General features: G+C 39.3%; 16 protein-coding genes. 8 read left to right on the forward strand and 8 right to left on the reverse strand.

The features are described from left to right. Positions 1-19 precede the first annotated feature (19 nt). The 5 genes from gspM to B9T33_RS04925 form a co-directional block, all read right to left on the reverse strand. Entirely contained in the window at positions 20-499 is a 480-nt protein-coding gene (gene gspM, locus B9T33_RS04905) for a type II secretion system protein GspM (protein WP_086177831.1), read from the reverse strand. After that, on the reverse strand, positions 499-1,638 hold the full coding sequence (gene gspL, locus B9T33_RS04910) for a type II secretion system protein GspL (protein ID WP_086177832.1): 1,140 nt from the start codon (positions 1,636-1,638) through the stop codon (positions 499-501). The genes gspM and gspL overlap by 1 nt, the downstream gene beginning before the upstream one ends. 29 nt (positions 1,639-1,667) lie before the next feature. Beyond that, positions 1,668-2,123 carry a phosphoglycerate mutase family protein gene (locus tag B9T33_RS04915; protein WP_086177833.1) on the reverse strand — a complete coding sequence of 152 codons (456 nt, stop codon included), beginning with the start codon at positions 2,121-2,123 and terminating at the stop codon, positions 1,668-1,670. 78 nt (positions 2,124-2,201) lie between these two features. After that, a complete protein-coding gene (locus B9T33_RS04920) occupies positions 2,202-3,275 on the reverse strand; it encodes an NAD(P)H-dependent glycerol-3-phosphate dehydrogenase (RefSeq protein ID WP_086177834.1) in 1,074 nt (357 codons plus the stop codon). 40 nt (positions 3,276-3,315) lie between these two features. Continuing rightward, positions 3,316-3,906 carry a nitroreductase family protein gene (locus B9T33_RS04925; RefSeq protein WP_416202583.1) on the reverse strand — a complete coding sequence of 197 codons (591 nt, stop codon included), beginning with the start codon at positions 3,904-3,906 and terminating at the stop codon, positions 3,316-3,318. Positions 3,907-4,127: 221 nt separating this feature from the next. Between B9T33_RS04925 and B9T33_RS04930 the strand changes: the two genes are divergently transcribed. Further along, positions 4,128-4,508, forward strand: a complete 381-nt coding sequence (locus B9T33_RS04930; RefSeq protein WP_086177835.1) for a hypothetical protein — start codon at positions 4,128-4,130, stop codon at positions 4,506-4,508. A 106-nt stretch (positions 4,509-4,614) separates the two neighbouring features. On the opposite strand, the gene rhlB is transcribed toward B9T33_RS04930, so the two are convergent. Continuing rightward, on the reverse strand, positions 4,615-5,766 hold the full coding sequence (gene rhlB / locus B9T33_RS04935) for an ATP-dependent RNA helicase RhlB (protein ID WP_086177836.1): 1,152 nt from the start codon (positions 5,764-5,766) through the stop codon (positions 4,615-4,617). Positions 5,767-5,862: 96 nt separating this feature from the next. Then, entirely contained in the window at positions 5,863-6,075 is a 213-nt protein-coding gene (locus tag B9T33_RS04940) for a cold-shock protein (RefSeq protein ID WP_086177837.1), read from the reverse strand. A 375-nt stretch (positions 6,076-6,450) separates the two neighbouring features. Here B9T33_RS04940 and B9T33_RS04945 point away from each other — a divergent pair, with 375 nt between their 5' ends. From B9T33_RS04945 to B9T33_RS04970, 6 genes are all read left to right on the forward strand, one after another. Beyond that, positions 6,451-6,684 (forward strand): sulfurtransferase TusA family protein, encoded by a 234-nt coding sequence (locus tag B9T33_RS04945; protein WP_265733589.1) that lies wholly within the window; start codon positions 6,451-6,453, stop codon positions 6,682-6,684. Positions 6,685-6,827: 143 nt separating this feature from the next. Continuing rightward, a complete protein-coding gene (gene rpoH, locus B9T33_RS04950; protein ID WP_086177838.1) occupies positions 6,828-7,697 on the forward strand; it encodes an RNA polymerase sigma factor RpoH in 870 nt (289 codons plus the stop codon). Positions 7,698-7,828: 131 nt separating this feature from the next. Beyond that, positions 7,829-8,194: a DUF423 domain-containing protein gene (locus tag B9T33_RS04955; RefSeq protein WP_086177839.1), complete on the forward strand. Its 366-nt coding sequence runs from the start codon at positions 7,829-7,831 to the stop codon at positions 8,192-8,194. Between the two features lie 87 nt (positions 8,195-8,281). Beyond that, positions 8,282-8,479 carry a sulfur carrier protein ThiS gene (gene thiS / locus B9T33_RS04960; RefSeq protein ID WP_086177840.1) on the forward strand — a complete coding sequence of 66 codons (198 nt, stop codon included), beginning with the start codon at positions 8,282-8,284 and terminating at the stop codon, positions 8,477-8,479. Positions 8,480-8,491: 12 nt separating this feature from the next. Next, the gene (locus tag B9T33_RS04965) at positions 8,492-9,277 is read left to right on the forward strand and encodes a thiazole synthase (RefSeq protein ID WP_086177841.1); all 786 of its coding nucleotides are present in this window, start codon (positions 8,492-8,494) and stop codon (positions 9,275-9,277) included. Between the two features lie 93 nt (positions 9,278-9,370). After that, entirely contained in the window at positions 9,371-10,057 is a 687-nt protein-coding gene (locus tag B9T33_RS04970) for a hypothetical protein (protein WP_086177842.1), read from the forward strand. Between the two features lie 65 nt (positions 10,058-10,122). On the opposite strand, the gene B9T33_RS04975 is transcribed toward B9T33_RS04970, so the two are convergent. After that, entirely contained in the window at positions 10,123-10,734 is a 612-nt protein-coding gene (locus tag B9T33_RS04975; RefSeq protein ID WP_086177843.1) for a glutathione binding-like protein, read from the reverse strand. Between the two features lie 214 nt (positions 10,735-10,948). On the opposite strand from B9T33_RS04975, the gene B9T33_RS04980 reads away from it, so the two are divergent. Continuing rightward, entirely contained in the window at positions 10,949-12,391 is a 1,443-nt protein-coding gene (locus B9T33_RS04980; protein WP_086177844.1) for a SulP family inorganic anion transporter, read from the forward strand. Positions 12,392-12,401 lie beyond the last annotated feature (10 nt).

Genomic DNA, 12,401 nt, shown 5'->3' on the forward strand with positions numbered 1-12,401 from the left:
AGATCTTTATTTTTACCAATTATTGTACAGTCGCTGTTAATTTAACCTGCCCTGCTTCAGAACTAAATTCCATCTTTTCAATGCTTAAGCCCATTTGCACTAATTGCGTGAGGAAATTTGCCAAGATCGCATAATTTTCATGCATTACAGCAAGCTGAATTTGTTCACCCATTTGTTGTGATGCAACCGACAAACTTTGCTGCTGTGCAACACGTTGTACTTTTTCTAAAGCTGTCATTTGAGTGTCACTAGCAGGCTTCATGGTAACAGCATTACTTTGCATCCAAACAACGGTGTCTTTTAATTCATTAACCCGCTTTTGCTGAAAATTCGCCGCCTTATTCATATAAAATAATGCCGCTCCAACCGCAGCAACAATGACAAAGATACTGGTAAAAATCACCATGATGCGTTCACGTAAAGTCAAACGATCTAAATAATCGGTAATACGCTCTACTTGCAGGTCTATACGCTGCTGAAACTGTTCCATTTTTGTCATTATTGTACTTTCACCAATCCAATGGCACCATTTGCACCGGGTTGAATATTTCCTAACTCAGCTTTAAAACCTTGTTGTTTTAATTGATTCATTAGGTTTTGTAGGACTTCTGCAGAATTGGCTTTCAGTTCCATATTCAACATGGATGCATCATAACTCACGCGATTAGCCACAATTTGATTTTGCATCAACACCGGACCAATTCGACTTAACAGCGACAATGCTTGTGCATTACCCGTTTGGCTTTGACGTAGCTGCGCTTCAAATTGACTTCTTAAAGTCTGCTCTGTTACAGGATAATTTTGTCCAAACCAATATTTAAATTGATCAATTGCCTGATTGGCCGTGATATTTGCAACTTTCTTATATTGATACCAACGCACAGCATCATAACTAAATTGGATAATCAAGGCTGCCACCAATACCGCAGCACATGCCTTCCAATAACCAGAGACACCACTATTGCTTTTGGCTTTTGGTAATACATTTAAAGGATGCTGTTTTGGCTTCTTGATCTGAGGCAATTCATAATAAAAAGACTCAATTTGATCACGTATAATTGCTGATTCTAGGCAATGGGTTTGATCTGCACTCAGGTTGGAAATCTTATACTTAGGCTGCTCCGTTTGATAATCCAAAAATAATGCCAAATCATCAACCGACTGCCCCCAATATTCCCCATTCCGTACCAAAAGATGACCGGTTACATTCGCCAATACATATTGATTATCTTCAGGATTTGGCAAGACTAAGAAGTCAGGCAGTAGAGAAATAACTTTCACAGGAATGAGTGTCAGCGCATGCTGCATAGTTTCAACAGCACTATTAGCAATCCCCATCACAGTCAAATGATCTGGATTCTCAAAATGATGTAACACTTTCATCGAATCGAGCGGCAGAATCACGTACTCTTCTAGGAGATATTTCACCCCATCTGGTCCCAATTTTTTATATTGTGCTTTTGGGAAATTTTGTTGAATGATTTGCACATCACGGCTTGGAAAAAATACAACCGCATCTTTTCCTGCATGTGGCTGAATTTCCTGAATCAGCTGTTCAAGTGTAGATGACTGTTTCCAGAAATCCCCTTCTGACCATTGCCAAACCCCATTGGCTTCTGGCATCCATAAATACAACATTGATTATTTTCTGCCGTTTTAATTGGTTTTTATATAGATGGTATAAACGTTTTAATTTGTGTAGACAAGCCCGGTGCGATCACAGCCTGATCATAAATACGCGCTTCTGCTAAAGCGTAAGGATTAAAAAACTCTGAAACCAACAAAGCTGCCATGTGTGCCACTACATTCATGTGACAAACCACAACAATGGATTCATACGGTAAATGTGATAACCATTCAACGGCAACTTTTGCATCATCATCAGGTTTAATTGTATTACAGACCACTACAGGGACATTTGGGAAATAAGATTGTAAATGTGCCAAGGTTTGTTGAGCACGCAATAATGGACTCACCACAAAGACTTCAGGTCGAATCACATTTTTTAAATACGCTGCGGTTTCAGCCGCTTGCGTTTCACCGCGCTCTGTTAAAGGACGTTTAACATCATCTCCCATAATCGGCGGCGCTGCTTCACCATGTCGCACTAAAGTCAGTTGCATAAAATTTCCCTATAATATTCCGCACATTATATACAGCTCATATGACAATGTAATGATCTTGTTCGAGATTGAACTGCATCAAACTTGCTGATGTGGTAACACAAACTCAACATCACTACGATGACCATTTTTCATCAGTGACAATGCAATATTTAATGCAGGTGCACCCTCAAAAATAACTTCATATAAGGCACTGGTAATTGGCATATACACACCCAACTCTTCCGAACGTGAACGCACTTGTACGATAGTATTGATCCCTTCGGCGGTTTGACCAAGTTCTGTTGTGGCTTGTTCCAAGGTTTTACCACTTCCGAGTGCAAACCCAACTTGATAATTACGACTGAGTGGACTGCTGCACGTTGCGAATAAATCACCCACACCTGAAAGGCCAAGGAATGTTAAAGGATTGGCACCCAACTTCACAGCAAAGCGACTCATTTCAGCTAATGCACGGGTCAAAATCATACTCTTAGTATTTTCACCCACACCATAGGCCGCAGCGAGTCCCATCGCAACTGCATAGATATTTTTAAGTGCGCCGCCCAATTCAACACCATGGACATCATCACTAGCAAAGACACGGAATAAAGCGCTATGCAATGCTTGCTGTACGGCATAGCGAACCAACTCAGATTGGCTAGCAATAACTGTGCCTGCTGGCTGACCTGCAACAATTTCTTTTGCTAAGTTTGGACCAGAAAGTACGCCATAAGGCACTTCAGGAAGTTCTTCACGGATAATATCACTCATAAAACTGAAGGTTTTAGCTTCAATGCCTTTGGTCAGTGATACCACTGCTTGTGAAGTCATAAATGGTTTAATTTGCTGTAAAACGCTACGAAAAGAATGGCTTGGAATCGCAACCAAAATAATATCGCGGTCACGAACCGCTTTTTCCAAATTTGATTCAGCGACCAAACCCGCCTCTAATTGAAAATCTGGTAAATAGCGCTTGTTTATATGTGTGGCATTGATATCCGCTGCGACGGCTTCATCACGAATCCAGATCATGGTATCACAGCCATTACGTACAGCTGTATTTGCCATCGCTGTACCAAAGCTACCACCACCTAAAACCGTCACACGAAGTGCCGTTTTTTGGTCTACAGATACTGGGCTTACTAGACTTGCAAAATCAAGTTCCGACATTGTTATTTTATCCTAATCTCTCTATTTATCTTTTTCAGAATTATTGGTTCGCCGTGTGCCACTTGCGCACAAATTCAGTTGATGCAATTTCTGCACGTGCTGGAATCGCTTTTACAGCTGTTCCTATATAAATAATGCCCGATATTAAATCGCGTTCAGACAAGCCCAAAGCTTGTTTAAATAATTTTGATTCGACTACAGCTCCACTACGCCACATAGTCGAAAAGCCTTGCACTTGAAGTGACAACAAGAAATTTTGAATTGCAGCACCTGAACTTAATATTTGCTCAAAGTGTGGAACTTTTGAATGATCTTGCAATTGTGTTAAAGCAAGTACCAATAGTGGTGCACGAAATGGGTGATGTTTAACCCGTTCTAATTGCGCTGCTTCAGTTTGCCCTGTATCCGCCAAAGCATGTGACAACAATTCACCAAATGCTTCACGTTCAGACTCAGGAATCACTACAAACCGTGTCGGTTTGAGACGATGATGATCTGGCGCAGTTAATGCTGCCTGAAATGCTTTTTCCAATTGCTCAGCATTCGGCGCAGGCTCAATTAAATGCCCAATCGACTGACGCTGATGAATATTTTGATGAACTGTATCGACCGCTGAATTTAGAATTGACATCTATGCACTGTACTTAAAAACTATGTCTCAAGATTAGCATATTCTCAATGACTTACTCTAGAATGTTTCGATTTGAAAATTTGTAAAACCACATAAACAGCTACATTCACAGTTTCACTATAAAAAGCTGCATAATCAGTACAGTACCTCCCTGTTCTATAAGCATTTTTATGTTCCAATTAATCAAAATGTTTCTTCATTCGGGGCTATCCATGAAATCTATGAAAACAACAGCAACGATTGTGACTTCAATGAGTGCAGCTATTTTGCTTTCTGCATGTGCGAGCACACCATCTAAATCTTTAGCGATTCAAAAACCCAACAATCAATATGAAGTCACAGCTGTCGGCAAAACCAGCTTAACGGCAAAAAATAATGCAATTGCTGCGGCAAACAGCACTTGTGGTAAAAATGCCACCCCTATCGTTGTTGATGAAAGACAAGAATACAACGGCGTATTAAAAGGGGTTGTGGATGAAAAAACTGGACAAATGATTCAAGCTGCTGCTGGTGTACTTGGCTCAATCACAGGTAATAACGGCAATATCAGTAAAGATGACGATTATCAAACGGTACTAACTTTTACCTGTCGTGCAAATTAATTCTTAAGTGCATGTTTATACTTAAGTACATCCGCATTTAAATCATATGCATAAAGAAAAGCCACCGATGGGTGGCTTTTTTTATTTCGAAGAACACAAAGTCAAATTAGCAATAACCATCTAGACGTGTTAACGGTAATTTTTGACCAATGGCTTTTTCAATTTCTGGTAAAGAAAATGCATCATCTTCAGATAAGAAACTGATACTTACACCACGTGTACCCGCACGTCCTGTACGACCGATACGATGCACATAGTCATCTGACTGTTCAGGCAAGGTAAAGTTCACCACATGCGATACACCGTCAACGTGAATCCCACGACCTGCAACATCGGTTGCGATCATGATGTTATGTTGACCATTCTTAAACTGATCGAGCATTTTCAGACGTTTGTCTTGAGCGATTTCACCTGACAACATCACCACTTTATAACCATCTTTCTTCAAGTGATCATATAACTTACGCACTTGATCGCGACGATTGGCGAAAATCATCACTTTCTCAATCGGCTCATCGCGTAAGATATCTTCTAGCAGCTTATATTTGTCAGATTTCGCTACCATATACACACGCTGTTCAACGTCAGCATTGGTTTTCTTTTCTGGTTCAATTTCAACGGTTACAGGTTCAAATAACCATTGCTGAGCCAAGTTCAACACGTCATAACTAAATGTAGCGGAGAACATTAGGGTTTGGCGTTGTTCTTTACGCGGTGAGAAACGCACAATACGCTTAACAGATGGGATGAAACCCATATCTAATAAACGGTCAGCCTCATCAATCACCAAAAACTCAATTTGATCTAACCAAACTTCTTTTTGCTCGACGAAGTCAATCAGACGACCTGGCGTTGCCACCATAATGTCAACGAAATTACGATTGAGTAGATTTTTTTGTTTATCGAAATCAACGCCACCTAGTAATGTCATAACATTGAGGTCTGTAAATTTCACCAACTCTTTTGCATCGCTTTCAATTTGCAAAGCGAGTTCGCGTGTAGGTGCCAAAATCAAAGCACGTGGTTCACCACGAAAGCGCTGTTCTTTAATTGGATTATTCAACAAGTCGTTAATCACACTGACTAAAAACGCAGCTGTTTTACCCGTACCTGTCTGAGCACGACCAATCGCATCATGGCCCGCCAATGTAAATTTTAAAACCTTTTGCTGAATCGGCGTCATATCCTTAAAACCTAAAGCATCAATCGCTTTTTTTAGGTTTGGATGTAAATTTAAGGTTTCAAAACCTGATGACATAAATGTGCCCTAAATGAATAATCACAAAATTCTAATGCATTATAAACAAAAAACGCCCCAATTTACATTGGAGCGTTTTATCGTACAATTAGACGATTAGTCTAATGGTTGTACTTCTTCAGCTTGAAAGCCTTTTTGACCTTTTACAACACTGAATTCTACGCGTTGGCCGTCACGAAGTGAACGGTGACCGTCACCCATGATTGCGCGGAAATGAACGAATACATCGTCGCCGCCGTTACGTTGAATAAAGCCGAAGCCTTTAGTGTCGTTGAACCATTTAACAACGCCTTGTTCGCGAGCTGTCATAAGTTAATCCTTATCGTACTTAAAAAAGAAGGACCACCCGGTGTTGCAAACAGCAGACTTGACAAGGTTAAAAAATATTTTTATTTCTAAGCTTGTAATCATTCTGTAAAACTATCAACAAAATCCCGGTTACATCCAAATATATCAAGAGTTAAAAAGGCTTCACAGCCTATAAAAATCTTAATAACACAATGAGCTTAACACGGGTTCACACCAAATAATAGATTTTTTTGATCTAATTTCCTTTTGAATAATCTTATTTTTTCACATACTTTGAGCAATAATTGAGGTGCATTTTTTGCCGATTAATTGTTGGGATTTGGCACCTTATTTGCTAATATTTCCATAGATTGGTAAATATGTTGGAATTGTGTTGTGAATGCTGGGGAAAAGTCGGTAATAACAGTTGATGCTATGGGTAAACCCTGCCCAATGCCTTTGCTGATGCTCAAAAAAGCACTAAAAAATAGTCCAGAGCAAATATTACTCTTAAAGTCATCAGATCCGCACAGTCAACAGGATGTATCACGTTACTGTCAAATACATCATTTAAACTGTGAAATGAACAAAATTTCAGATTGTGAATATCATTACTTAATTGAATCTTAATAAGATTAAGTTAAACATATTTGCTTCATATTTGCATAAAACTTTACATTTCTATACCCAAATTTCCATTTTTTGCTAGATTATTGGATTAAGATGAACCTTAGTTATTGGGCTTACCCATTTTTAGTTCTCAAGGAGAAAACATGAGTGACAGCAGCAATCAATTGATGCCCCTGTCATTATCGGCACCCGGGGTGAATCTTGGTGCTTATATTAGTACTGTTAACCAGATTCCTATTTTAACAGCCGAACAAGAAAAAGAGCTGGCTGAACGTTATTACTATGACCAAGATTTAGATGCTGCCAAAATGCTGGTGATGTCGCATCTACGTTTTGTTGTGCATATTGCACGTAGCTATGCAGGTTATGGCTTACCTCAAGGTGACCTTATACAAGAAGGCAACTTGGGCTTAATGAAAGCAGTTAAGCGATTTGACCCAAATATGGGCGTACGTTTAGTGTCATTTGCAGTGCACTGGATTAAAGCTGAAATTCACGAATATGTGATTCGTAACTGGCGTATTGTTAAAATTGCGACCACCAAAGCACAGCGTAAATTATTCTTTAATTTACGTAGCTTAAAAAAATCATCTAAAAAATTGACGCTTGCTGAAGCTCAGTCGATTGCAAATGATTTAAATGTAACAGCTGAACAAGTTTTAGAAATGGAAGGTCGTTTGACTGCCTATGATGCTGCATTTGAAGCGCAAGGTGATGACGACGATGAAGGTTCAACCCATGTTGCCCCTGCATTGTATCTTGAAGACAATCGTTATGACCCTGCCCGACTTGCAGAAGAAGAAGATTACGAAGAGCAAAGCAGTTCGGCTTTACATGATGCAATGGATCAACTTGATGATCGTTCACGTAACATTTTGCAGCGCCGTTGGTTAGATGATGAAAAATCGACATTGCATGAACTTGCAGCTGAATACAATGTTTCAGCAGAGCGTATTCGTCAGTTAGAAAAAAATGCAATGGAAAAAATCAAAGTTGCAATGTCATCAAATTAGTATCGATAGTTGTACCTAACATAAATGAGAAAAGAGCATTTCGATGCTCTTTTTTTTATGCTTAGGTTTCACTTAACCCTGCATAGATAATATGCTATGGTTATGCGCAAAATTTGTTAGGGTGAATGCACATGTGGATTGGGATCTCTGCACTTAACTTGGCCTTTGCTGTCATGCTTGGTGCCTTTGGTGCACATGGATTAAAAGCTCGAGCAACTGAAGCACAGTTGGCTTGGTGGCAAACCGCAACAGATTACTTTTTCTATCATGCCTTAGGTTTGTTGGCGCTCGCTATACTGAGTAAAGTCATTCCGCAACTCCCTATTAAAGCCAGTTTTCTCTTGATCCAAATTGGTATTTTCTTCTTTTGTGGCTCTTTATATGTCATGGCACTTGGCTTACCACGTGGATTGGGTGCAATTACCCCAATTGGTGGTGCACTAATGATTGCGGGATGGCTCATACTGGCATGGAATGCTCTTAAATACGCAAAATAATATTTATAACGCTTTGGTCACTCATAAGATAGTTGCCCAAGCTTAGCCTTTTCTTTTTGCCCACGATATCAATGGATTTCAACACCAATGCAGATTTACTTAAATGGCGAAGCACAGCAAACGGAATGCAAAAATTTGCTGCAATTGGTTCAACAATTGCAATTGGAAGGTAAACGATTTGCTGTCGAAAAAAATGAAATGATCATTTCAAAAAGCAAATTAGAGCAAACGCTAATTTTCGAACTTGATCATATAGAAATTATTCATGCCGTAGGTGGCGGCTAAAACGGAGTCCCCATGGAAGATACCCCCTTAATCATAGGTTCACGTACATTTAATTCACGTTTATTGGTCGGCACGGGAAAATACAAAGATTTGACCGAAACGGATCAAGCTATTCAAGCCAGTGGCGCTGAGATTGTTACAGTAGCGATTCGCAGGGTAAATATTGGGCAACATCCCGATCAACCCAACTTGCTTTCTGTCGTCCCACCCGAAAAGTATACGATTCTGCCAAATACCGCAGGTTGTTTTGATACAAACAGTGCAGTACGAACCTGTATGTTGGCACGTGAACTTTTAGATGGTCACAATTTGGTGAAACTTGAAGTATTGGGTGATGAAAAAACGCTATACCCAAATATCACAGAGACCTTAAAAGCTGCACGAACATTGATTGATGACGGCTTTGAAATTATGGTCTATACCTCAGATGACCCTATCGTCGCTCAAGAGCTTGAAAGCATGGGCTGTGTAGCGATTATGCCTTTGGGTAGTTTGATTGGTTCAGGACTTGGGATTTTAAACCCGCATACGATTTCGATTATTAAAGAAAATGCCAAAGTTCCTGTATTGGTCGATGCAGGTGTTGGTACGGCAAGTGATGCAGCGATTGCGATGGAACTGGGCTGTGATGGCGTGCTTATGAATACCGCAATAGCTGCCGCTCAAAACCCAGTATTGATGGCATCTGCAATGAAAAAAGCGGTAGAAGCAGGTCGTGAAGCGTTCCTAGCAGGTCGTATGCCGCGTAAACGTATGGCAAATGCAAGTTCTCCTGAAACAGGATATTTCTTTAAATAAACTGCTTTGACTAAGACAGCTTTAAATAAAACGTGAATCAAGCTATAAAGAGGACTCAATCGAGTCCTCTTTATCTATGACAAAGATAAAACAATGAAAATTTCACAAATTATCTTAGTTGCTAGCCTTATTAGCTTGTCGGTTCAGCTTCTTGCCGAAGTACTTGCTCTGGCCAAACCGCTTGCGCCAAAAGGTTGGAATATATTAATGGCAACTACAGGTGATCTAAACAAAGATCAAATGTCAGATGTTGCCATGATTATTGAAAAGCAAAAAAATGACATTATTCATAAAAATGAAGATGGGAAAATAATTCACGACAATCCAAGAAAGCTCATTGTCTTTTTTAAAACTGCACAGGGGTATCAGCAAATCGTAGAAAACAGTAGCATCCCTGTCGCTGAGCAACCCAATTCATGCCTACTCGACCCGCTAGCTGAAACAGAAGGCGTTGTAATTAAGAAAGGCAACATATCAATAGACTTTAGCTTTTTTATGTCTTGCGGTGGTTGGGAATGGCCCCGCCACAACTATACCTTCCGTTGGCAAAATCAAAGATTTGATCTCATCGGTTTTGATTACAACAGTTTCCACCGTGCTTCAGGTGAAGAAACCTCAAAGAGTTATAATTTTTCGACATTAAAGAGCAAGGAAATTTTGGGTGGCAATATGTTTGAAGATACCCAAACTCAAACAAAGTGGTCCACTTTCAAAGCACCACAACAATTGACACTTAAAAATATTAATTTTGATGATTTTTATACCCAATTTGAATATTAATAAAAAATACTCCTCATAAAAAAACCGTCTCTATAGACGGTTATTTATTTTATGCGTTTGAGGAATTAAGGAATTAAACCTTCATCGCGCATCGCAATTTGAACAGATTGACGCTCTGCAACTTTATTACGAATCGCTATAATATTTTTATATGGTGTTAAATCATGCTCAATACCATTTGACCAATTAGTTAGTACAAAAAGATAAGCATCGGCAGGACCAAAATTATCATCGACTAAATAATCGTTATCTGACTCACCAATCGCTTTATCGATATAAGTTAGTAAACGGTCAATTTCTGCATAGGCTTTTTCTTTAGCGGCAGCATCTAATGGTGCGCCAAAGAATACCGCATAGGCATCATGCAATTCTGAGTTCAAATAACCTAGCCACTCTAGTACTTTTGCACGACCAAGACCTGATGGTGGAATTAAATCTTGCTTTGGATCATGCTGCGCCAAAAATGGAAGAATCGCGACATTTTCAGTTAAAATTAAACCTGGATTAATTTCTAATGCGGGTACATAACCTTTAGGATTGATCTCGTAATAATCTGCGCCTTTTTCTGTTTTATGCGTTTTAAGGTCTACACGGACCAAATCAAAATCTACATTAATTTCATTTAAAATAATATGTGATGCTAATGAACATGCACCTGGAGAATAATAAAGCTTCATATCTGATCCTTGTTATGTACTATTCAATGTTTTAAATCTCTTCTGTCAAACTTTCAAGTGATCAAACCTGTAAATTGCAAAAAAGCGTAAATGCAGAAACATATATGCTCATTGACTATTGTCCATATTTGCAAAGATTTCAAGTCAAACTGTTATGCATTTTTATACAAAGATGTTTTAACATAGCCGCGATTAAAATTTGATGAAATGAACTGTGCTGCAACTTAAAAAAGAACAATGGTTTTCCAATATTCGTACTGACGTTTTGGCCGGTTTGGTTGTTGGACTGGCTTTAATACCGGAGTCAATTGCCTTTTCTGCTATTGCGGGTGTTGATCCACAAGTCGGTCTGTATGCGTCTTTTTGTATTGCTGCAACCATTGCCTTTTTTGGTGGCCGCCCTGCCATGATTTCGGCAGCAACAGGCGCTATGGCATTACTCATGATTACTTTAGTGAAGGATCATGGCTTGCAATATTTACTGGCTGCGACTGTACTTACAGGTGTTATTCAGATTATTGCTGGATATTTTAAAGTCGCTAAACTCATGCGCTTTGTTTCACAGTCTGTGGTGTATGGTTTCTTAAATGCTTTAGCGATTTTAATTTTTGCAGCTCAACTTCCCGAAATCTCAAAAATGGATAGCTTTGGCTATTTATTTATGGCACTTGGTTTAGCAATCATTTACTTGTTTCCATACATACCTAAAATTGGTAAAGCGATTCCTTCGCCACTGATTTGTATTATCGTCTTGAGTGTTTTGGCTTTACTGTTTGGGTCAGATATGCGAACAGTCAGCGATCTTGGACATTTTCCAGATACCTTGCCTATTTTTCTGATACCGGAAATTCCGCTGAACTTTGAGACTTTGCAAATTATTTTTCCTTATTCGATCACGCTTGCTACAGTCGGTTTGCTTGAAACGATGATGACGACAACGGTTATCAATGAGGTTACTGGTACTGAAGGTGATCGCCACCAAGAGTGTCGTGGACAAGGACTAGCAAATATCGTCAGTGGTTTTATGGGCGGTATGGCAGGATGTGCCATGATTGGTCAATCGATTATTAATGTGAGTTCAGGAGCCCATACTCGCCTCTCTACCTTAGTGGCAGGTGTATTTTTGCTTTGCCTTGTGGTGTTTTTAAAAGATTGGTTGGCTTATGTGCCGATGCCAGCACTTGTAGCAATTATGGTGATGGTGTCATTTACCACCTTTCAATGGAATTCGGTTAAACAATTTTCCAAACATCCAACTTCGTTTAATGTGGTGATGGTCGCAGTGGTTATTGTGGTGTTAGCGACTCATAACCTTGCACTGGGTGTATTGGTTGGCGTCCTTCTTTCGGCCCTGTTTATCATTAATCAGTTAGAAAGTTCGGTTAAAGTTACATCGAGTCTTGAGCACTTAAAACGTCGCTATGTTGTGAATGGACAAATCTTCTTTAGTAGTTCTGAAACTTTTTATCATTTTTTTGACTTTGATGAACCAATCCAACAAGTAGAAATTGATCTAACCCATGCGCATATTTGGGATATAACGTCTGTAAACATTTTAAATACAGTGGTTCAAAAATTTGAAGCTCGAGGAATTACGGTTATGCTTATTGGACTCAATGAGGCCAGTAGCACATTGATTGAACGGATGTCAGATTGATTCTTGTTGA

The sequence above is a fragment of the Acinetobacter sp. ANC 5054 genome, from assembly GCF_002135295.1.
Lineage (GTDB): Bacteria > Pseudomonadota > Gammaproteobacteria > Pseudomonadales > Moraxellaceae > Acinetobacter.

Bases quoted from the DNA above. Each gene is read 5' to 3' on its own strand.
- rpoH (WP_086177838.1), top strand. From the start codon at position 6,828: ATGAGTGACAGCAGCAATCAATTGATGCCCCTGTCATTATCGGCACCC.
- B9T33_RS04955 (WP_086177839.1), top strand. From the start codon at position 7,829: ATGTGGATTGGGATCTCTGCACTTAACTTGGCCTTTGCTGTCATGCTT.
- B9T33_RS04940 (WP_086177837.1), bottom strand. From the start codon at position 6,075: ATGACAGCTCGCGAACAAGGCGTTGTTAAATGGTTCAACGACACTAAA.
- B9T33_RS04930 (WP_086177835.1), top strand. From the start codon at position 4,128: ATGAAAACAACAGCAACGATTGTGACTTCAATGAGTGCAGCTATTTTG.
- B9T33_RS04920 (WP_086177834.1), bottom strand. From the start codon at position 3,275: ATGTCGGAACTTGATTTTGCAAGTCTAGTAAGCCCAGTATCTGTAGAC.
- gspL (WP_086177832.1), bottom strand. From the start codon at position 1,638: ATGTTGTATTTATGGATGCCAGAAGCCAATGGGGTTTGGCAATGGTCA.
- B9T33_RS04925 (WP_416202583.1), bottom strand. From the start codon at position 3,906: ATGTCAATTCTAAATTCAGCGGTCGATACAGTTCATCAAAATATTCAT.
- rhlB (WP_086177836.1), bottom strand. From the start codon at position 5,766: ATGTCATCAGGTTTTGAAACCTTAAATTTACATCCAAACCTAAAAAAA.
- B9T33_RS04965 (WP_086177841.1), top strand. From the start codon at position 8,492: ATGGAAGATACCCCCTTAATCATAGGTTCACGTACATTTAATTCACGT.
- B9T33_RS04915 (WP_086177833.1), bottom strand. From the start codon at position 2,123: ATGCAACTGACTTTAGTGCGACATGGTGAAGCAGCGCCGCCGATTATG.
- gspM (WP_086177831.1), bottom strand. From the start codon at position 499: ATGACAAAAATGGAACAGTTTCAGCAGCGTATAGACCTGCAAGTAGAG.
- B9T33_RS04970 (WP_086177842.1), top strand. From the start codon at position 9,371: ATGAAAATTTCACAAATTATCTTAGTTGCTAGCCTTATTAGCTTGTCG.
- B9T33_RS04975 (WP_086177843.1), bottom strand. From the start codon at position 10,734: ATGAAGCTTTATTATTCTCCAGGTGCATGTTCATTAGCATCACATATT.
- thiS (WP_086177840.1), top strand. From the start codon at position 8,282: ATGCAGATTTACTTAAATGGCGAAGCACAGCAAACGGAATGCAAAAAT.